The organism is Halorubrum salsamenti, assembly GCF_007671685.1.
Classification (GTDB): domain Archaea; phylum Halobacteriota; class Halobacteria; order Halobacteriales; family Haloferacaceae; genus Halorubrum; species Halorubrum salsamenti.
Genome location: NZ_VCNL01000002.1, coordinates 153,921 through 173,825 on the forward strand (window position 1 = coordinate 153,921; position 19,905 = coordinate 173,825).

The following is a 19,905-nucleotide window of genomic DNA, read 5'->3' on the forward strand; positions in this document are numbered from 1 at the left end:
TCGGGGGAGAGAAAGGGGGGCCGAAGACGAGGGAGTTACTCCTCGTCGTCCGCGTCGGCGTCGGCGTCCTCCTCGTCAGCGTCGGCGTCTTCGGTCGTCAATCCGGCAGCCTCGAACGCCTCGGCGACCTCCTCGACGGGGAGGGTCCGGTAGCCGTCGGCCTCGGTAACCGTGGCGACGGCCAGATCGGCCGGCTCGAACTCGTCGTCGTGGGCGGCGAGCGCGGCGACGCCGAGTTCGACGCCCGCGTCGAGCGAGAGCCCCTCGGTCCACTCGTCCTCGAGGTGACCCTGGATGTCGGATCGGCCGCCACCGATGACGGTCGCCTTCCACTCGTTGGGAGTCCCGGAGGGGTCGGCGGCGAACAGGCGCGGCTCGCCGTTGTCGATGCCACCGATGAGGAGCGCGGCGCCGTACGGTCGCGTGCCGCCGCGCTGGGTGTTCTCCTGAATGTGATCGGTGACGAACTTCGTCAGCGTCTCGACGCCGACGGCCTCGCCGTAGCGGAGGCGGTTCCCCTGCGACTGGCGGCGCGCGAGGTCGATCAGCTGGCGGGCGTCGGCGACGTGGCCGGCGCTCGCGGTGCCGAGGTGGTCGTCGAGCTTGTGGAGTTTCTCGATGCTCTCGGCCTCCATCAGCGTCGAGGACGCGCGGGACATCGCGACGAAGACGACGCCGTCGGCCGTCCGGACGCCGACGCTCGGCGCGCCGCGCGAGACCGCCTCGCGGGCGTACTCGACCTGATAGATGCGCCCGTCCGGCGAGAACAGCGACGTGCCGCGGTCGTACGCCTGCTGGTCGTTACCGCCCATCATCGTCGATCACCCGCTCTCGCGGTGTCGCGTCGGTTCATTACCGTCCCTTACGTCGGACGGTTGAAAAAGCATCCGTAACCGGTACGTTCGGATCGGGACCCGGGGCCATATACGTCCGCGTTCGCCGGCGAACTGGACGGCCCGGCGCGGCGATCGGTCGTCCCCGACGCGACGATACCCCCGCCTACGACGGATATATGTCGCGCGACGCCCTAACAGGGGTGACATTGACACCCACGAGAACGACAGCCGCGCTACTGGTCCTGTTGGCGCTACTGGGGGCCGTCGGCGCGGCCGCGGCGGTACCCGACGCCCGGATCGCGATCGACGGGGTCGACGCGAGTTCGAGCGAGCCCGCCGTCGGCGAGCGGACGGCGCTGAACGTGACCGTCTCGAACTCCGGCGGGAGCCCGGCGGCGGCCGACGTGACGAGCGTCCGCCTTCTCGACGCGGGGGGCGATGACGGGGACGACCCCCGCGACGAGGCGACCGCGGTCGGGGCGCTCTCGGCGGGCGACGCGACCGACGTGGTGCTGTGGACCCGATTCGACGAGCCGGGCGAGCACCGGATCACCGTCGAGGTCGTCGCCGAGCAGGAGGCGACGGGCGGCGACGGCGACGGCGGGACCGTCACGGTGACCCGCGACGTGGTCGTCGACGTCCAGCCGGCCGAGGTCGCGCTCGACGTGCGGACCCGAGCGCTCTCGCCGCAGGACCTCCGGAGCGACGACGAGGACCAGAGCGGCGGCGGGATCGGCGTCGGCGGCATCGAAGGCGTCTTCGGCGGCGGTGGCGGAGGGCTCCAGTCCGCCGAGGACGACGAGGCCGAGCCGGTTCAGTCGGCCGACTCGCCGGTCGCGGTGACCGTCGTCAACACGGGAACGTCGACCGCCGACCGCGTGGGCCTGACCGCCGTCGGCACGCCGGTCGGAGCGAGCGATGGAGGGGATGACGGGGATAGCGGGACCGAACCGACCGTCGAAGCCGGCCCCTTCGTCGTGGAGGACGTCGCGCCGGGCGAGGAGCGGCGGGTGGTGATCGACCTCGGACCCCTCGACGAGCGCTCGGACGTGGCCGTCACGGCGGCGTTCCGATCGGAGCTCGACGCACCGGCCGGCGCCGGCGCGAACCGGACGGCGACGGCGACGCTCCGGTACCCGCTGCGCGAGGGGGCCCCGACCGTCACCGACGCGACCGTCGAGCGGACCGGCGACGGCGAGGTGGTCGTGGACGCCAACCTCGGCAACGCCGGTACCGGCGAGATAGAGGGCGTCGTCGTCTCGGTCGCGGGCGCCGACGGGGTCGCACCGACACCGGACGGCCGGGAGTACTTCGTCGGCGGCGTGGGCGCGGGCGACTTCGTCGCCTTCGACCTGCGGACCGCGGCGAACGCCTCCGTCGCCGACTCGGTCCCGATCCGGATCGCGTACACGGAACGCGGCGTCCGCTACACCGAGACCGCGACGGTGGCGCTCCCCGAGTCGAGCGACGGGGGCGCGGGAGGCACCGGCGCCGTCGGGACGCTCGGAGCGCTGGGAATCGTCGGGATCGTCGGCGTCGCGGGCGTCGCGGTCGCCGGGAGCGTGATCCGTCGCCGCGATGTATAGCGTCGAACTGCGAGGTGCGACCAAGCGGTACCCGGGCGGAGGCGCCGAGCCGGTGGTGGCGCTCGACAACGTCGACTTCGCGGTCGAGCCGGGGGAGTTCGTCGCGGTCGTCGGGCCGAGCGGCTCCGGGAAGTCGACGCTGCTCAACGTGCTCGGGCTCCTCGACGACCCCACCGAGGGGTGGCGCCTGCTGGACGGCACCGACGTGACCGAGCTCACGGTCGCCGAGCGCACCGCGGCCCGCAAGGAGTCGATCGGGTTCGTCTTCCAGGACTTCCACCTCCTGCCGACGCTGACCGCGGTCGAGAACGTCGCGCTCCCGACCGCGTTCGACCCCGGCGACGAGAGCGACCGCGCCGCCGACCTACTCGGCCGGTTCGGGCTCGGCGACCGGCTCGACCACGAGCCGTCGGAGCTGTCCGGCGGGCAGAAACAGCGGGTCGCCATCGCCAGGTCCCTCATCAACGAGCCGGCGGTGCTGCTCGCGGACGAGCCGACGGGGAACCTCGACACGGAGACCGGGGAGTCGATCCTCGCCGAGTTCGAGCGCGTGAAGGAGGAGGGGGTCGCCGTCGTCGCCGTCACGCACGACCCGCTCGTCGAGGGGTTCGCGGACCGCGTCGTCGAGCTCACGGACGGGGTGTTGGAGGGTGGGATTCCGGACGAAGCGGACCCGGTGAACGACCCCTCGCCGGCCCCCGACGCCGACTCGGGGATCGCGCCGGGGGAACGATGAGCGGCGGCGAGCGCGAGCCGTCGCCAGAAGCGGGGACGGACGGCGGGCTCCGCGACGGAGTCGCCGGCCGGCTCCGCGGCTGGCGCCCCGCCGTCGCGATGGCCGCGCGGAACCTCCGGCGGAACAGGGTGCGAACGGTGCTGGCGGTGCTCGGCGTCTGTATCGGCGTGCTCGCGGTCGCGGCGCTGGGGATCTTCGGCAACGTGCTCGCGCTGGGGGCACAGGACGCCATCGGCGACATCGGCACGCAGGTGGTGGTGTCGCCGAACGCGGACGCCGGCGTGGAGTCGCTCTCGGCGGCCGACGTGGCGTCGCTCCGGCGCGCCGTCGACGACCCGGCGGTCGGGGACCCGGCCGTCGTCCCGCTGTACTCCGACAACGCGGTCGTCGAGGGCCCGAGTTCACAGACCTTCGCGACCGTGTACGGCGTCGAGGAGCCGGGGCTCGCGTTCGAGGCCGCGGAGGGCAGGCTCCCGGACCGCCACCGGCAGGGCGCGATCGTCGGCGCGGGCGTCGCCGAGGACCTCGGCGTCGGCGCGGGCGACACTGTCGGGATCGCGGGGTCGCAGGTCCGGGTGGTCGCCGTGCTCGCCGAGAGCCAGACGTTCAGTCCGGTCGCGCCCGACGACGCCGTCTTCCTCCCGGAGTCGGCGTTCGCCGCCGACGGCTACGCGCAGGCGCTGGTCGTCGCGGAGTCGGGGGAGACGGCGCGGGCCGCCGCGGACGCGATCCGCGAGGACGTGAACGCCCGCGAGGAGCGCGTCGACCTGTTCGAGCTGGCGGCGATCGTCGACGAGATCAACGATTTCTTCGATCTCCTCAGCACGTTCCTCCTCGGGCTCGGCGCCATCTCGCTCGTCGTCGCCGGCGTCTCGATCCTCAACGTCATGCTGATGAGCACCGTCGAGCGCCGACAGGAGATCGGCGTGATGCGCGCGGTCGGGGTGACGCGCCGGGACGTGTTGCGCGTGCTCTTGGCGGAGGCCGGGCTCATCGGCGCCGCGGGCGCGGCGGCGGGGACCCTGCTGACCGTGCTGCTCGTCGCCGGGCTCGTGGCCGCGACGCCCGCGGTCGACGCCGCGCTCGTGCTCGACCCGACGAACGGTTACTACCTCCTGTTAGCGCTCGGGTTCGGCGTCGGCGTGGGGCTCGTCAGCGGGGCCTACCCGGCGTGGAAGGCGGCGAACGAGCGCCCCGTGGAAGCGCTGCGGAGCTGACCGGTCTGCCTCGAGGCCCGGCGACCGCGCCGTGTCGTCGTCACCCCGCCCACCCGCCCCGCATGTCGTCGGTGACCCGGTCGCGCCACGTCTCGAACGCGTCGCGACACTCGGGTTCGCTCTCGACGTGACGCACGAATCCCGCGCCGGGTGACGCGAGCTTCGCCCCGCAGAACGGGCACTCGCTGGGCTCGATGGCGGTTTCCGATAGTGCCATGCGAATCCATAACAATGCGGATACTGAAAAATGTTGTTACGATCACCTAAATCCGACTTCTGTGTGCAATATTAGTCTATATATCGTATATCACTGGATATACAACCAAAGAAACACCCAATTCGACTCCGTCTTAGCACACATCGATCTCCGAACCGGCAGCGCGCTCGGGCTCTCTGCCTCAGTCGGCGATCCGTTCCAAGGTGACGAACACGAGGTCGTCGTCGGTCCCGTCGCCGCTTTCGCCCTCGGCCGCGGCGACCTCGCGTTCCACTTCGGTCCACTCCTCGGCGTCCCAGTCCGGGAAGCGCGTATCGCCGTCGGGACGCTCGGGGACCTCCGTCAACACCAATCGGTCGGCGCGGTCGAGGAACTGCTCGTAGACCGTCGCGCCCCCGATGACATAGGCCTCGTCGACGCCGCGCTCGGCGGCGTCGGCGGCCGCGAGATCGACCGCCTCCTCGATGTCGTTCGCGACGACGGCGCTATCGGGGAGTTCGAGGTCGCGGGTCGTCAACACGACGCTGGTGCGATCTGGGAGCGGGCCGCCGATCCGGTCGGCGATGCTCTCGTAGGTCGCGCGGCCGACGATCACGGGGTGACCGGTCGTGAGTCGCTTGAAGTGGGCCAGATCGGCCGGGTAGTGCCACGGCATCGCCCCGTCGTCGCCGATGATGCCGTTCTCCGCGACCGCGGCGACGAGGACCAGATCCACGTCCGTCGTCATCGCAGCGTTCACTCCGCGACCGCGAACGAGATGCCGTCCGCGGAGTCGTAGTCGACGACCTCGACGTCCTCGTAGGTGAGCTCGTCGAGCGGCACGTCGGCGATCTCGATCCGGGGGCGATCGCGCGGCTCCCGCGAGAGCTGTTCGAGCAGGCCGGGGACGTGGTCGTACCCCTCCTCGCCGTCCGCCTCGTCGGGGGCGGTCCGTTCGACCCAGCTCTTCACGTCGAGGTAGTCGGCCTTGCTCTCGACGTTTGCGAGCCGGTCCTGTACGTACGGGAGGTTGTTCGCGTACCACTTCCCGCGCTCGCCCCGCCCGCAGTAGACGTGGGCGTCGACGACGGTGTGGCCGAACTCGCCCACCTCGAATCCGGTCCGCTGCGCGAGCGCGTTCGCGAGGAGCGCGTACGCGGCGATGTTGAACGGCACGCCGAGCGCGATGTCGCCCGAGCGCTGCGTGAGGTGGAGGTTGAGCCGGCCGTCCTGCACGTTCACGACGAAGGTGTAGTGACACGGCGGCAGCGTCGAGACGGCGGCGTTGGCGGGGTGCCACGCGTTCACGACCATCCGGCGAGACTGCGGGTTCTCGTCGAGGGTGTCGAGCACGTACTGGATCTGGTCGAAGGTCCGACGCTCGGCGCCGTCCGCCCCCTCTTCGACGTTCACCCAGCGGTGGGCGTCCTCGGGCCACGTCTCGCCGGGGAGCGCGTCGACGCCGTCCGGCACGGGGAACCGGCGCCAGAACCGGCCGTAGGCGGTGTCGAGGCGGCCCTCCTCGTCGGCCCACGCGTCCCAGATCTTGGTCTCCTCGCGGAGGTTCCGGATGTGCTCCTCGCCGGAGAGGTACCAGAGCACCTCGTGGATCAGCGAGTTCCAGCGGTAGCCGTCCATCTTCTTCGTCGTGAGGAGCGGGAACCCCTCCGCGAGGTCGACGGTGTACTGCCCGCTGAACGTCGCGATCGTGTCGACGCCGGTCCGGTTCGGCTTGTACGTGCCCGTCGACAGGGTGTCGTCGACGAGATCGAGGTACTGTTGCATGGTGGGATCGGACTCGCCGGCGCGGCCGCCGGCGAGACGGGTTTACCTGTCCAAACGAACGGGCGAACCTAACCGTGACGGTCTGGCCGTTCGGATCGGTGTGGGAGTGGTCGACGATTCGATCGGAGAGGCCCTCGCCGATCCGATCGATCGCTTATAAACAGTCGTCACGAAATCGACGGTGAACGCCTCCAAAGCCCCAACCGCGACGGCTTGCGCGCCTTGCTGCGCGCCTCGCTCAGTCGCGATCACTCCCTCGCTGCGGTGCTTACTGCGGCGTGCTTCGCCCTCGCGGTTGTCCCTTTGAATCCCACCCGGCCACAACCGCACAGCACCTCACACCTCCCCAGCCTCGTCGGCCGGCGCTTATAAGCGCCGGCCGGCTCCCTCGCACGCGCTCCTCGCGGGCCGATGGCCCGCTCGGAGGCGCGCGCCGACCGCAGATCAGCAAGTCTGAGACTATTCGACTAGACCAGTTAGAAAACGCACCGGCCGAGACTCCCGTGAGCGAAGCGAACGGGAGGCAGGCCGGTGTATCTTCGAGCGGAGCGAGAAGATGCACCGGCCGAGATTTGAACTATGGAAAGACGGTCCTGCTCGCTCACTCCGTTCGGTGCGCGGGCTACGTCTTTCTGAGTTCAAATCACTCGGTGATTTCTCTCACTACGTTCGAGAAATGCACCGGCCGAGATTTGAACTCGGGTTGCAACCATGGCAAGGTTGCGTGATACCACTACACTACCGGTGCGTGCTTCGCATTCGGTGATTGGTCGGAGGATCACTTAAACCTTTGACTTCCTCCCACGGCTTCAGCCGTGTGATTCCTCCGGTGGGGATGCTGGCTATGTCGCGCCCACGGAGGCAAGTTTCCCATCACCGGTACTCCGGTTTGTGCGCTTCTCGTTGGGACTTGCCCTCTCAGGAGAGTGTGGTAGCTCCGACCAGTTATGGTCGTCCCACTTGAGACGCACGGGCCGAGCCATCGACCCAACGGATTCACCAGCCTGTCGTTCGAGGAACGTACGAGACGCGCACAGATCGGCGTGAGCTTCGTGACCGCACGGACACCGGAACAGGTCACCGTCTCTGTCTGCGGCGTCCCGCTCGTCACACGCCGGGCACGTTCGGGTTGTGTCGGCTTCTGACCGCACCTCGACAGTGATGCCGTATTCCTCGGCACCCTGCGAGAGTTGTTTGATGAACGCCCGAAATGCCCAAAACTGGTGCGTTTTCGCGTTCACATCGGCGCACCAGTGCGTCGAGAGAACGTCGGTAAGGTCACCCACGTATACCGTGGCGACCCCTTCGGCGTAAAGTCGGTCCAGCAGGTCTCGAACCAGTGCATCCTGTGCGTGGTCGCGCCGCCGTGTCCGTTTGCGATACAGTCGCCGTATCCGCCGACTGCTGTATCGTCCCTCGCGGAGTTTCGACTGTAGACGAGCGATTTCGTCGGTCGTCTCGCGGAAGCGGTCGAACAGGTCGCGGCCTTCATAGAGGTACTGCTGGCCGGTCGTGGTAGTACAGGCAACGAGATTATTCGCGCCCACGTCCAGCGCGGCTTCGTGAGAAGCCAGTGGTGAATCCTGTCGAGAATCAGGCACAGTAACAGGCTGAAAGGCCCTGAACGTGTCGTCTATCTCGTCGTACTGTATCTCCAAGCGTCCCTGTTGGCCGTCCCATTTCGGAGCGCCGCAGACTTCGAGGCGGAGCCGGTCGTGATAGCCCAAGCCGTACTCGTCTTTCAGAGCGTGGCCGACTGGTATCTCGACTCGTGACCGTTCGCCAGTTTCCAGTGTGTACTGGTCGTTGCGGATGAACGTGCGTAGCTCGCGGCCATCGTCCTCGTTGCCCCAGTAGCCCGGGGGAGCAGTGTCCTCGCCGTTGTCGCAGGCGGCGAAAAACGACTGCCACGCCGATTTGTTTTTCCGAATGGTCTGCTGTGCGGTTGCAGAGCCGAGAACGTCGACGTACTGTTTCCGGTAGTCGGCAGTATCCCACACGGATTCGCCGTCGAAGAATTGCTGGCGGCGCTCGTAATTCAATTCGTTCCACAGGCTCGCAGAGGCATCCAACAGGTCCAGCAGTAGCCGCTTGTCGTCGTCAGATAGCGGGCGTACCGCGAACGTGTTGGTTCGCCTCACGACGATAGATGTTTGTAGATGTGTGTCTAAATGTCTTTTGGACACAAATGCGCCCGAACATCGACATATCACACACACTGAATGGACGAGTGAAAGACCTCGCCAAACAGAAAGATATGGCCCTTGATGAAGCCTACCGGGAGATTATCGAAGCGGGTCTGGAAGCGGTGGAACATCCAGACGAGTCGTAGTGCGTGGTTTGCTACGATGTGCTGTCGGTTGGACCCACCCCTGAAAGGGTGAAATTCCGCTCGCTACATGTCACATCCGAGCGATCGTGGACAGATGGTGCAGATTCGGGTGAGGCGACGGGTTCCGGATCGCGACTCACTCCCGGCGCGTCGCCGCGATGTCGTCGGCGTGAGATCGCACGAGCTCGGCGAACGCGGTCGCCTCCGCGCGCTCCTGCGTCTCGTCGTCGCGCCGGTCGCGCACCCGGCGTTTGATCGCGCGGAGCGCGTCCGGTTTCCCGCTCGCGATCGCGTCCGCGACCGACCGCGGGTCGTCGACGACCCGGGAGACGAGCCCGGTCCGGAGCGCCTCGTCGGCGTCGAGCACCCGTCCCGACAGCGCGAAGTCGAGCGCGTCGCCCTCGCGCATCACCCGCGGGAGGCGGACGGTCCCGCCCCACGCGCCGAACAGCCCGAACTCGACGCCGGGCTCCGCGAACGTCGCGGCGGGGGTGGCGACGCGGAGGTCCGCCGCGAGCGCGAGTTCGACCCCGCCGCCGCGGGCCGCGCCGTCGATTCCGCAGACGACGACGGTCTCCGCGTCCGCGATCGCCGCGGCGGTGCGCTGGCCTGCGCTGGCGAACGACGCCGGATCGTCGAGGTCCGCGACGACGTCGAGGTCGGCGCCGGCGCAGAACGCCTCGCCGGCGCCGCGGAGGTACGTCACCGGCGCGTCGGCGTCGTCCACGGCGGTGCGGAGCGCGGTCAGGTCCTCGGGTCGGAGGGCGTTCCGGCGCGCCGGTCGGTCGATCGTCACCACGCGGACCCCGTCGTCGTCTCGGGTGCGGATCACACCGTGGTATCCCGTTCGTTTCCAAAGGTCTTTGCCCCTCGATCGACTACCGTTACGTAATGGACGATGCCGCGCGAGCGCGTGACGCCGCGTCTGAGGCGCTCGCCGACGTCGAGCCCGATCAGCTGCGCGAAGCCCTCGAGGACCGGATCGCGAACGCCGCCGTCACCCCCGGCGTGCTGGCGCTGGTCACCGCTCGCGCGGTCGACCCCGAAGTCGACCCCGACGCCGTGGTCGACCGGGCGGCCGGCGTCCAGCTCATCTACGAGGGGCTCCGGCTCACCCGCTCGGTGGCCCACGAGGAGCCGTGGGTGACCGCGCCCACGCGGGAGTCGGACATCGACGCCGACATGGACGTGCTCACCGCCGACGTGCTCGTCTCGCGCGGGTTCGCCCTGCTCGCGTGCACCGACGCCGCCGCGGCCGCGGTCGAGGTCGTGCGCGCGTTCGGCCGCGACCAGACGCTCCGAGACCGCGAGGGGACCGCCCCCGCCGCGGCGACGGCCCTCGACCGGAACCTGGAGATCGACGCCCTCGAACTCGCGGTGGTCGCCGGCACCACCGCCGTCGGCGGCGACCCGCCCGAGGAGCTGTTGACGTACGCCCGCGACTTGGCGGCCGACTACGACGGCGAGTTCCCGCCGCCGGGCCGCGCGCTCCCCGAGGCCACGGCCGACCGGATCGCCGACATCTCCGACCGCGCCGTGAGCGCGACCGACCGGTGAGGTCGCCCGACGGCGCCGGAACGGTGTGTGTGCCTTCGTGACGGGTCGCCCCCGAATCGAAACCCATAAAGTCGAATCCGGTCAACGACTGATTGCGTGCCTGGGTAGCTTAGCGGTAAAGCGCGTCCTTGGTAAGGACGAGACCCCGAGTTCAAATCTCGGCCTAGGCTCTTCTCGCACTTCCTCGATCGAATAGCGGCAGTCCTGGCACTCCTTTCAACCCCGCCCCGGCCGCAAACCCGATACCCGTGGCCGTCGACGCTTCCCGTATGACCGCAACCTTCGCCGATCTCTTCGAGCGGGCGGCCGAGTACGACGCGAGCGCCGAGGCGGTGAGCGCGACGCTGGCCGAGCGGCGGTCTGACTCCGGCGACTCCGGCGATACCGCCGAGAACGACTCCGATACCGCCGACCTCCCTCCCGTCGACCGCGACCCGAGCCCCGCCCGCGTCGTCGCCGACGCCGACGTGCTCGCGGCCGACCTCCTCGTCGGCGGGCCGGCTCGCGAGGCGCTCGACGCGCTGCGCTCGCACGCGTGGACGACCCTCGTCGCCAGCGATCCCCTCCTCGACGACGCGGAGGCGGCGATCGGCGCGCTCGCGGACGACCGGCTGGCGACCGACTGGCGCGAAGCGGTCGAGGCGTGGCGCGAGCCGGTGGCACAGCCCGCGGGCGACCACCCGGCGCTGGCGTCGGCGTACCGCGGCGGCGCGATGCAGGTCGTGAGCCTCGACCCGTCGCTCACGGGCCCGCAGGCCGCCGCCGGACTCCGGGACCGAATGGCGGTGAGCGTTCGCGAGCCGCGGGCGTTCGCGACCGTGTTCTCGCCGGAACGGCTGTATCCCGAGACCGTCGGCGGCGAGTACCCGGGACCCGACCGCGACCCGCGCTCGATGGTTTCAGTCGATCCCGGCGAGGACCAGCGCCGCGATGCGGACGAGCGCCCCGACGCGGACCAGCACTGATAAACGACCGCCGGCCGGAGCCACGGTAATGACCGACTCGGACGCGACCGCAGCGGAGCCCCTCGACGACGGCGACGCCCCAGCGCTCCCGGCCGACCTCGGTGCGGTCCGCGAGGCGCTCGTCGACTGGTACGAGGCGGACCACCGCGAGTTCCCGTGGCGGCGCACCGAGGACCCCTACGAGATCCTCGTCAGCGAGGTGATGAGCCAGCAGACGCAGCTCGACCGAGTCGTCCCCGCGTGGGAGGACTTCGTCGAGGAGTGGCCGACGACCGCGTCGCTGGCCGACGCCGACCGCGGCGACGTGGTCGCGTTCTGGTCCGACCACTCGCTCGGCTACAACAACCGCGCGAAGTACCTCCACGAGGCCGCCGGACAGATCGAGGACGACTACGACGGCGAGTTCCCCGAGAGCCCCGAAGAACTGCAGGAGCTGATGGGAGTCGGCCCGTACACCGCGAACGCGGTGGCGTCGTTCGCGTTCGGCAACGGCGACGCCGTCGTCGACACCAACGTGAAGCGGGTGATCCACCGCGCCTTCGCGGTCCCGGACGACGACGACGCGTTCGCGCGCGTCGCCTCACACGTGATGCCCGACGGCGAGTCCCGGGTCTGGAACAACGCGATCATGGAACTCGGCGGCGTCGCCTGCGGGACGACCCCGCGTTGCGACGAGGCCGGCTGCCCGTGGCGCGGGTGGTGCCACGCGTACGAGACCGGTGATTTCACCGCGCCCGACGTGCCCGAACAACCGAGCTTCGAGGGGAGCCGCCGGCAGTTCCGCGGGCGCGTCGTACGGACGCTCGGCGAGTACGACGAGCTGGCCCTCGACGACCTCGGCCCCCGCGTTCGCGTGGACTACGCGCCCGACGGCGAGCACGGCCGGGAGTGGCTGCGCGGACTGATCGAGGACCTCGCCGACGACGGGCTCGTGGCGATCGAAGGGCGTGCGGCGGACGAGGTGCGTGAGGACGGCGAGGAGGGCGCGGCGGACGAGGGAGCGAGCGAAATCGTCGTCTCCCTGCGTCGGTGAGTCCCGGAGAACGGGAAATCGGTGGGGAACCGTTACCCGTTTATCGCGGGAGCTAGAATAATCGGCCATGAGCGAGACCGTCGACGCCGATCTCTACACGCGGACGAAGGCCTTACTGGAGCCGGGCGACATCGAACTCGCGGGCTGTATCGTCCACACGACGCTCGGCGGTGAGGAGGACTTGGAGATGCACGAGCTCACGGTCGCGATCAACGAGGTCATCGCCGATCACGCCGGGAAAGGCGAGGCGTACATCGAGGCCGGCAACGACGACACGAACTTCTCCTCGAACCAGTTTCAAGGGCTCACCCTCGACGGCGAGGAGTTCGTCTGGGAGTGCCAGCAGCTCCTCCGCGACGGGACCTTCGATCTCGTCTTCTACTACGAGGCGAACGTCGACCAAGAAGCGCTCGCGGACGATCTGGCCGACCTCGACGGTGTCGATCGCGTGACGCAGGTACCCTGACGCGGCGACATGCTTTCAAATTCGTGAGCGACACCGTCCTGGTCCCCGGCGGCCGCGACGTGCGCGCCACCCTCGACACCGCCGCGAGCGACGGCGGTAGCGACGCCACCGGCGACGGCTCCCGCGCCGATAGCGCCGTCGTCGCCTGCCCGCCGCACCCGCAACACGGGGGCCACCGCGGCGACGAGCGACTGATCGCCGTCAGCGACGCGCTGACCGATCGGGGGATCGACTGCCTCCGGTTCGACTACGGCGACTGGGACGAGGGGTACGGCGAGAGCACCGACGCCGACAACGCGGTCGGCTGGGCGATCGAACGCTACGAGCGCGTCGGTCTGTTCGGCTTCTCGTTCGGCGCCACGGTCGCGCTCGTCGCGGCCGCGTCTCGCCCCGAACTCGCCGGGGTCTGCGCGCTCGCGCCGACCGCGCGGCTGAACTCGGACGTCGACGCGGTCGCGGCCCTCGACGACCTCGTCGATCTCGGCGTGGCGACTCGGATCCTGTACGCGACCCGCGACTCGACGGCCGACTGGGCGCCCGTGGTGGAGCGGGCAGAGAAATTGGGAATCGAGACGCGGGCGTTCGAGTCCGACCACTTCTTCGTCGGGCGGGCGGGCGACGTGGGGGAGGAAGCGGGGGCGTTTTTCGGGTCGCGGCTAGAGAACGGGTTTTGACATCCTCCTCCGGCTGAAGCCGGAGGAATCCCGAGCGGTGGGATATTAGGGTTTACAGTCTCCCTGTTCTCTCGTGTTGAACGACCCGCTCTCGCGGTCGAACAGGAAGACTCCGGGCTGTGCCAACCAGCCGTTACTCATATCCCCCGTTGGGGGACTCTGAGTTATCCTTCGGCGGATGTTCACCGCACCGTTCACGTCCGCGTTCATCGTCGTCCCGCACGACGAACAGACGTATAGACCGCGCTCCACGCGATTCGAGTCACGAATCTGCCCGCAACACGAACACGCCTTTGAGGTGTTCTCCTCGTCTACACGGTCAACGAGGATGCCGTGTTTCTCGGCCTTGTATTCGAGCAGGTTCGTGAAGCGGTCAAACTCCCATCCGTGGAGTTTCTTGTTCCCCGACGCACCCCAGTTCCGCGAATCGCCGTTCTCATTCTCGCGGATGTCACTGAGGTCGCCAACCGCTATCCTCTCCACGCTTTCTTCGACACACCGCTCAACGATGTGTTTCGACAGAGTGTGGAGGAAGTGGTCTTTGCGTCGGGAGAGTTTCTGTCGAGCCTTCCGCGCACGTTTCGACGGCCCGTTCTCGCCTTCGGTCTGGTACTCGTCGCTGGTGAAGTAGTGCTTGTCCTCTTTCAGCACGTTCCCCGGATACAGCTCGCTCGCCCCGTCTTCGTAGTTGATGGCGAGATAGTTGCTGATACCGAGGTCGATCCCTGCCGTGTTGTCGCCCGGCGCGTTTTCGACTGGAATCTCTTTCTTACAGACGAGGTGTAGTTCCCACCCGTCTCCGTTCCAGACGGCACGCACCTGCTGGATGTTCTCGACTTCTACGTCGGGGCGGGTTTCGTACTCCGCGAGGATGAAATCAGACCGACTCTCTTTCAGGTTGAAGCCTTTCGAGAGGCGGAGTTGGTCGTGTTTGTCGTCGTGCTTGATGGCTCGTTTCTTCCACGTGACGGTGGAGCGCGGGTGGTCGTCGCCACGTTTCCGGTAGCCGGGTGGGTTGTTGCCGTCGTCGGAGTTGTCCCAGCCGGTGAACGCCTCAGCAAGTTCTTCGAGAACTCGCTGACTTGACTGCGAATGAAGGTCACTGTAGCGTTCGTGGTCTTTCAGCTCCGATTTGAGTTCGGCTTCGTCGGGTATTTCGCCGGTTTCGTCCCACCGCTGTTGGATGTAGTAGCGACCGACGTTCCACAGTTTGGATGCGGAGAACCCGCACTGGTCAAGATCGTCACGAACCTGTTGGTGGTTCGTGATGCGTGCGACGTAGGTGCGGGTCGTCTCCAGCATCTGTACTGTAAATATAACTAGTTATGAGAAGTATTGAAACCAGCGACCGGGCGTTGAATATCCGGCTGGAGCGTCGTCGGTGGATTGGCGGTCAGAGTGTCGGATTCATCCCGCGCCTAAAGGCGCGGATATTCTCCCTGCTCTTTATAACGTTGCGGTGACGCGTACCGACGAGCCCCCATCGGGCGCGAGGAACACGCGCGAGGTCGTCGGCGAAGCCGACTGCCAGCGGCGCGTAGCGCCGGCCGCAAGCGGGAGCTTCGCTCTCGCCCTGTCGCGAGTCGTCGCGGTCGGGGACGCTCCGTTCCGCAGGGGCTTTTATACACTCACCGCGCGTACCCACGCTCATGCCTGAAGAAGTGCTCTTCGAGTCCGAGAGTCGGCGGAGCCGCGACGAGATCGCCGCGTACCTCCGGACCGTCGCGGACTCGCTGGAGTCCGGTAACGCGATCACCCTGAAGCAGGGCGAGCGGTCCGTGACGATGGACCCGCCGGCGCGGCCGGCGTTCGAGGTGAAAGCCGAGCGCGAGGGTCCAGTCGACGGGCCGGGCGAACTCAGTGTCGAGCTCGAACTGGAGTGGGATGAAGAGAGCAGCGGCGACGGCGGCGAGGACAGCGAGCTAGCGATCGAGTAGGCGGGAGGCCGGCCGCTACGGGATCTCGCCGGGAATCTCGGCGAAGGCGTCCCGCGCCGAGAGATGATCGAGGGTGTCGTCGACGCGGTCCCGGACCGCCTCCATCCGGTCGATGAGCGCCTCGTACTCGTCGGTGTTCGTCGTGTCGGCGGCCTCCAGTGCGGCCTTCTTCGACGCCAGCGCGAAGAACTCCTGGCTGTGCTCGTCGAACTCGGCGCGGTGGAGCAGCACCTCGACGAGCGCGAGCAGGTCCTCCTTCGTGACGGGTTTCGTCTTGTAGTCGTCGAACGGCATCTCGACGATGTCGACGTCGGGTTCGACGGCGGTCAGCATCGCGACCCGCGCGTCGTACCCCTCCCCGCGGATCGCCTCCAGCACCTCGTGGCCCGACATCTCCGGCATCCGCCGGTCCAGGAGAACCACCTCGACCGACTCGTCCATCATCGAGAGGGCCTCCTCGCCGCCGGTGGCGATCCGCACCTCGTAGGCCGCGTCGAGGTACACCCGGTACAGCTCGGCGAGATCGGGCTCGTCGTCGACAGCGAGGACCGTGGGCCGCGTCTCGGCGTCTCTCATGGCGCGAGCTACTCGCGGTATCGGTTAAAACGTTGACCCCAGGTAATCAAGCGTGATACTCGGATCGCGCTCCCGACCGAGCTATCCGAGTCCGTCCGACGGGACTGCTTCGCGCGGTCGGAGCGAGAGACCACCGTGACCCAAAGGCACATTTACGCGCGCTTCCTAACCGGGGACAACGAATGTCTCACAGTCCCTCACTGCCCGACCGTCCTCGTCTGGAGCTCGATCCGGAGATGAGCGAGACGGAGCGGCTCGAGGCGATCCGCCAGCACTACCGGCGGATACTGCAGGTCAACGACGAGCTCGAAGACCGGCTCGACGACGCGCAGGACCGACGCGGCGAGCTGAAGACGGACGTCGACGAGCTGAAACGCGAGAACGAGGTGCTGAAGACCACCTCGCTGTACATCGCCTCTGTCGAGGAGATCACCGAGGACGGCGTCGTCATCAAGCAGCACGGCAACAACCAGGAGGTACTGACGCAGGCGTCCACGACGCTCGAGTCCGACCTCCGTCCGGGCGACCGCGTCGCGATCAACGACTCCTTCGCGGTCCAGCAGGTGCTCGACGACGAGACCGACTCCCGGGCGCAGGCGATGGAGGTCACCGAGTCGCCCGACGTCACCTACGGCGACATCGGCGGGATCGACGACCAGATCCGCGAGGTCCGCGAGGCCGTCGAGGACCCGCTCGACGACCCCGAGCAGTTCGAGGCGGTCGGCGTCGAGCCGCCGAGCGGCGTCCTCCTGCACGGCCCGCCGGGCACCGGGAAGACGATGCTCGCGAAGGCGGTCGCCAACGAGTCCGACGCGACCTTCATCAAGATGGCCGGCTCCGAGCTCGTCCGGAAGTTCATCGGCGAGGGCGCCCGGCTCGTCCGGGACCTGTTCGAGCTCGCGGCCGAACGCGAGCCCGCCGTCATCTTCATCGACGAGATCGACGCCGTCGCGGCCAAGCGGACGGACTCGAAGACCTCGGGCGACGCCGAGGTCCAGCGGACGATGATGCAGCTGCTCTCCGAGATGGACGGCTTCGACGACCGCGGCGAGGTCCGGATCATGGCCGCCACCAACCGCTTCGACATGCTCGACGAGGCGATCCTGCGCCCCGGTCGCTTCGACCGGCTCATCGAGGTGCCCGAGCCCGGACCCGAGGGCCGCGAGCGCATCTTGGAGATCCACACGCAGGAGATGAACGTCGCTGAGGACACCGACGTCGGCGCGGTCGCCCGCGAGCTCGACGGCTACAGCGGTGCCGACATCGCCTCACTGGCGACCGAGGCCGGGATGTTCGCGGTCCGCGACGGCCGCACCGAGGTCACGCAGGCGGACTTCGAACAGGCCCGCGAGAAGCTCCAAGACGCCGAGAAGACCGAAGAGCAGGTCATCAACTACCAGTACTAGACGGACTGATACTGATCGGGAGTCATTTTTTGGTTCCGTGGGGTTTCTGACCGTGGAGCAGCGGTGATCCAATTCAAATCCCAGCCGCTCGCTTATAAGTCACGAATACCGGATCGACGGTGAACACTTCCAAAGCCCCAGCCTCGTCGGTCCGGTGCCTATAAGCGCCGGACCGACTCCCTCGCGCGGCGTTGCTCGCGGCCTGTCGGCCGCTCGGCGGCGCGCGCCACCGCCGTTATTTAAATGACCGGTAGCGATCAGTCACCCGAGTACGACCGCTTCGTAACCCCTTACCTCCCGCGCCGTCGACGTCCCGCTGATGAACACCATCCACGTCGCCGGCGGCGTCGGCGTCGCCGACACGGCGATGGCCTCCTACGACGCCGCGCTCGCGGACGCGAACCTCCACAACTACAACCTCGTCGCGGTCTCCTCGGTCGTCCCCGCCGAGGCGACCGTCGAGGCGGTCGACGAGGCGCCCGATCTGGGCCCCGCCGGCAACCGTCTCACGGTGGTCGAGGCGCGCCGGACCGTCGGGCCGGGCGACGCGGTCGACTTCCGTGAGGGCGGCCGCTCCGGCGCGGAGGACGCAGCATCGAAGCGGGCGCCGCGCCGCCGCCCGGACGTGGCTGCCGGGCTCGGCTGGGCTACCGGCCCCGGACCCGGGATCTTCTACGAGGTGACCGGCGAGGACCCCGACGACGTGCGCGATCGGATCGACGCCGGACTGGACGCGGGAAGCGACCTCCGCGACTGGGACCTGCCGGACCGCGAGGTCCGCGTCGAAACGGCGGCGGCTGAGCCCGATCGGTTCACGACCGCGGTCGTCATCGCCGCGTACGGCGAGTCAGAGTCGGTCTTCTCGGCCCCGGAGTAGCGTCGACGTCCCCTCCGTTCCTCGCCGGTCCCTTGCAGGTTTCGCGAGCTTTAGGCCGTACGAGGAGGCACGAACAGGTAGCAATGACGACGAACGACGATCGAATCCGGACGACGCACATCGGCAGTCTCCCCCGGTCGCCCGAACTGCTCGACCTGCTCAAACGGCGTCAGGACGACGATCACGTCGATGACGCGGAGTGGGACGCGGCCGTCGCGGACGCCACGCGCGACGTGGTCTCGCGGCAGGCGGAGGCGGGCCTCGACGTCGCCAACAACGGCGAGCAGTCCCGCGTCTCCTTCAACTGGTACGTCGCGGACCGGCTCAGCGGCATCGAGGGGACGCGCGAACAGGAGCTGTGGGCGGACTTACAGGAGTTCCCCGACTACGCCGAGGAGACGTTCAAGACGGACGTGATCGATCTCTCCCAGCACCCCGTCGTGACCGGTCCCGTCGAGTACACCGGCCGCGACGAGGCCGAGGCCGAGCTGGCGGCGTTCCGCGACGCGCTCGACGCGGTCGACGCCGACTTCGAGGACACCTTCGTCACGGCGGCGTCGCCGAGCGTCGTCACCGCGACCCACGCCGACGATCACTACGGCGACTACGAGGAGTTCCTCTTCGCCGTCGCCGACGCGATGGCCGAGGAGTACCGGATCGTCGCCGACGCGGGGTTCACGCTCCAGATCGACGCGCCCGAACTGCTCACCGTCGGCCATACGGCGGCGTACGCCGACGAGCCCCTCGAAGAGGTCAAAGGGGCCACGCGGCTCCACGTGCAGGCGCTCAACGAGGCGCTCTCCGAGATCCCCGAGGAACAGGTCCGGCTCCACACCTGCTGGGGGAGCTACGAGGGCCCCCATCACCTCGACACGGACCTGGTCGACATGCTCCCGGAGATCTACGAGGCCGACATCTCCGGGCTCAGCGTCGAGCAGGCGAACCCGCGTCACCAACACGAGTACCGCGCGTTCGCGGAACACCCGGTCCCCGACGGCTGGACGCTGATCCCGGGCGTCGTCGACGTGAAGACGAACGTCATCGACCACCCCGAGACGATCGCGGACCGGCTGGAGCGCGTCGCCGACGCGGTCGCCGACGGCACGCCGCTCGTCGCCGCGCCCGACTGCGGGTTCGGCACGCAGGCCGGTATCGGCATGGTCGACCCGGAGATCGCGTGGGCGAAACTGGAGGCGTTAGACGAGGGCGCCGCGATCGCGACCGAGCGGATCTACGGCTGAGCGGGCGGCGTGACGGCTCCCGTTTCCGATCGCGACGGGTTGTCGACCGGATCGCCCCCGCCGACGCCTTTTTGAACCGGCTCCGCGTATCAGACGTGTCTTCGATGAACGGCAATAACCCGTACGCCGGGGCACCGGGTGTGACGAACGCGGGCGAGCCCGCGGCCGTCGACCTCTCTCCGGACCAAGAACGGCGCCTCCGGCGCGCGGTCGCCGGAATCGTCTCGCGAACCGAGTCGTATCTCCCGGACAGCTACGCCGTCGGCTCCGAGCTATCGGTCGGCGCGAACGGGCCGCAGGCGACGGTCGCCGTCAATCCGCCCGCGGGCCACCCGGTCTCGGCCGGGTTCACGCCGGACCCCGACGAGCTGGAGGCCGGCATCGCCGACGCCGACACCGACGAGGTCGCGCGCGGGCTGGCCGCGAGCGCCGCGATGCAGGTGATGGACGCGGTCGGTGACGTGACGCCGACCGCGAAGTGAACT

Annotated in this window: 21 protein-coding genes and 2 tRNA genes; 14 read left to right on the top strand and 9 right to left on the bottom strand. The window is 68.4% G+C overall.

Annotation, left to right across the window (positions count from 1 at the left end; all coding sequences use genetic code 11):
* Positions 1 to 35 precede the first annotated feature (35 nt).
* Positions 36 to 815: an archaeal proteasome endopeptidase complex subunit alpha gene (locus tag FGL94_RS05400; protein ID WP_186313339.1), complete on the bottom strand. Its 780-nt coding sequence runs from the start codon at positions 813 to 815 to the stop codon at positions 36 to 38.
* A 197-nt stretch (positions 816 to 1,012) separates the two neighbouring features.
* On the opposite strand from FGL94_RS05400, the gene FGL94_RS05405 reads away from it, so the two are divergent.
* From FGL94_RS05405 to FGL94_RS05415, 3 genes are read left to right on the top strand one after another with little or no spacing between them, the layout of a single operon-like run.
* Positions 1,013 to 2,422, top strand: coding sequence for a COG1361 family protein (locus tag FGL94_RS05405; RefSeq protein WP_144921853.1), 1,410 nt, complete (start codon positions 1,013 to 1,015; stop codon positions 2,420 to 2,422).
* On the top strand, positions 2,415 to 3,158 hold the full coding sequence (locus FGL94_RS05410) for an ABC transporter ATP-binding protein (protein WP_144921856.1): 744 nt from the start codon (positions 2,415 to 2,417) through the stop codon (positions 3,156 to 3,158). The genes FGL94_RS05405 and FGL94_RS05410 overlap by 8 nt, the downstream gene beginning before the upstream one ends.
* Entirely contained in the window at positions 3,155 to 4,375 is a 1,221-nt protein-coding gene (locus FGL94_RS05415) for an ABC transporter permease (RefSeq protein ID WP_144921859.1), read from the top strand. Before FGL94_RS05410 ends, FGL94_RS05415 begins: the two co-directional genes overlap by 4 nt.
* Positions 4,376 to 4,415: 40 nt before the next feature.
* Here the strand turns inward: FGL94_RS05415 and FGL94_RS18185 are convergent, their stop codons facing one another.
* From FGL94_RS18185 to FGL94_RS05440, 6 genes are all read right to left on the bottom strand, one after another.
* Positions 4,416 to 4,592: a DUF7501 family protein gene (locus FGL94_RS18185; RefSeq protein ID WP_186313340.1), complete on the bottom strand. Its 177-nt coding sequence runs from the start codon at positions 4,590 to 4,592 to the stop codon at positions 4,416 to 4,418.
* A gap of 181 nt (positions 4,593 to 4,773) precedes the next feature.
* The gene (locus tag FGL94_RS05420; protein WP_144921862.1) at positions 4,774 to 5,319 is read right to left on the bottom strand and encodes a dihydrofolate reductase; all 546 of its coding nucleotides are present in this window, start codon (positions 5,317 to 5,319) and stop codon (positions 4,774 to 4,776) included.
* 8 nt (positions 5,320 to 5,327) lie between these two features.
* A complete protein-coding gene (gene thyA, locus FGL94_RS05425) occupies positions 5,328 to 6,356 on the bottom strand; it encodes a thymidylate synthase (RefSeq protein WP_144921864.1) in 1,029 nt (342 codons plus the stop codon).
* A gap of 677 nt (positions 6,357 to 7,033) precedes the next feature.
* Positions 7,034 to 7,104: transfer RNA gene (locus tag FGL94_RS05430), tRNA-Gly, on the bottom strand.
* 94 nt (positions 7,105 to 7,198) lie between these two features.
* The gene (locus FGL94_RS05435; protein WP_144921866.1) at positions 7,199 to 8,497 is read right to left on the bottom strand and encodes an RNA-guided endonuclease InsQ/TnpB family protein; all 1,299 of its coding nucleotides are present in this window, start codon (positions 8,495 to 8,497) and stop codon (positions 7,199 to 7,201) included.
* Between the two features lie 327 nt (positions 8,498 to 8,824).
* The gene (locus FGL94_RS05440; RefSeq protein ID WP_144921869.1) at positions 8,825 to 9,520 is read right to left on the bottom strand and encodes an enoyl-CoA hydratase/isomerase family protein; all 696 of its coding nucleotides are present in this window, start codon (positions 9,518 to 9,520) and stop codon (positions 8,825 to 8,827) included.
* 59 nt (positions 9,521 to 9,579) lie between these two features.
* Between FGL94_RS05440 and FGL94_RS05445 the strand changes: the two genes are divergently transcribed.
* From FGL94_RS05445 to FGL94_RS05470, 6 genes are all read left to right on the top strand, one after another.
* On the top strand, positions 9,580 to 10,245 hold the full coding sequence (locus tag FGL94_RS05445) for a DUF7114 family protein (protein ID WP_144921871.1): 666 nt from the start codon (positions 9,580 to 9,582) through the stop codon (positions 10,243 to 10,245).
* A 98-nt stretch (positions 10,246 to 10,343) separates the two neighbouring features.
* Positions 10,344 to 10,415 (top strand) — tRNA-Thr (locus FGL94_RS05450).
* A gap of 99 nt (positions 10,416 to 10,514) precedes the next feature.
* Positions 10,515 to 11,210: a DUF7384 family protein gene (locus FGL94_RS05455; RefSeq protein WP_144921873.1), complete on the top strand. Its 696-nt coding sequence runs from the start codon at positions 10,515 to 10,517 to the stop codon at positions 11,208 to 11,210.
* Positions 11,211 to 11,238: 28 nt separating this feature from the next.
* Complete coding sequence (locus tag FGL94_RS05460; protein WP_144921876.1) at positions 11,239 to 12,243, top strand: HhH-GPD family protein; 1,005 nt, start codon at positions 11,239 to 11,241, stop codon at positions 12,241 to 12,243.
* Between the two features lie 67 nt (positions 12,244 to 12,310).
* Positions 12,311 to 12,709, top strand: coding sequence for a DUF5778 family protein (locus tag FGL94_RS05465; RefSeq protein ID WP_144921878.1), 399 nt, complete (start codon positions 12,311 to 12,313; stop codon positions 12,707 to 12,709).
* Between the two features lie 23 nt (positions 12,710 to 12,732).
* A complete protein-coding gene (locus FGL94_RS05470) occupies positions 12,733 to 13,383 on the top strand; it encodes an alpha/beta hydrolase (RefSeq protein ID WP_144921880.1) in 651 nt (216 codons plus the stop codon).
* A gap of 45 nt (positions 13,384 to 13,428) precedes the next feature.
* Here the strand turns inward: FGL94_RS05470 and FGL94_RS05475 are convergent, their stop codons facing one another.
* The gene (locus FGL94_RS05475) at positions 13,429 to 14,685 is read right to left on the bottom strand and encodes an RNA-guided endonuclease InsQ/TnpB family protein (protein WP_144921883.1); all 1,257 of its coding nucleotides are present in this window, start codon (positions 14,683 to 14,685) and stop codon (positions 13,429 to 13,431) included.
* A gap of 347 nt (positions 14,686 to 15,032) precedes the next feature.
* On the opposite strand from FGL94_RS05475, the gene FGL94_RS05480 reads away from it, so the two are divergent.
* Positions 15,033 to 15,320 (top strand): amphi-Trp domain-containing protein, encoded by a 288-nt coding sequence (locus FGL94_RS05480; protein WP_144921885.1) that lies wholly within the window; start codon positions 15,033 to 15,035, stop codon positions 15,318 to 15,320.
* 15 nt (positions 15,321 to 15,335) lie between these two features.
* On the opposite strand, the gene FGL94_RS05485 is transcribed toward FGL94_RS05480, so the two are convergent.
* On the bottom strand, positions 15,336 to 15,896 hold the full coding sequence (locus FGL94_RS05485) for a response regulator (protein WP_144921887.1): 561 nt from the start codon (positions 15,894 to 15,896) through the stop codon (positions 15,336 to 15,338).
* A 182-nt stretch (positions 15,897 to 16,078) separates the two neighbouring features.
* On the opposite strand from FGL94_RS05485, the gene pan2 reads away from it, so the two are divergent.
* The 4 genes from pan2 to FGL94_RS05505 all read left to right on the top strand — a co-directional run bounded on the left by pan2 (position 16,079) and on the right by FGL94_RS05505 (position 19,902).
* The gene (pan2, locus tag FGL94_RS05490) at positions 16,079 to 17,302 is read left to right on the top strand and encodes a proteasome-activating nucleotidase Pan2 (protein ID WP_144921891.1); all 1,224 of its coding nucleotides are present in this window, start codon (positions 16,079 to 16,081) and stop codon (positions 17,300 to 17,302) included.
* 319 nt (positions 17,303 to 17,621) lie between these two features.
* The gene (locus FGL94_RS05495) at positions 17,622 to 18,179 is read left to right on the top strand and encodes a pyruvoyl-dependent arginine decarboxylase (RefSeq protein ID WP_144921893.1); all 558 of its coding nucleotides are present in this window, start codon (positions 17,622 to 17,624) and stop codon (positions 18,177 to 18,179) included.
* An 83-nt stretch (positions 18,180 to 18,262) separates the two neighbouring features.
* Entirely contained in the window at positions 18,263 to 19,420 is a 1,158-nt protein-coding gene (locus FGL94_RS05500) for a cobalamin-independent methionine synthase II family protein (protein WP_144921895.1), read from the top strand.
* Positions 19,421 to 19,524: 104 nt separating this feature from the next.
* Entirely contained in the window at positions 19,525 to 19,902 is a 378-nt protein-coding gene (locus FGL94_RS05505; RefSeq protein ID WP_004046874.1) for a DUF5811 family protein, read from the top strand.
* The last annotated feature ends 3 nt before the right edge of the window (positions 19,903 to 19,905 follow it).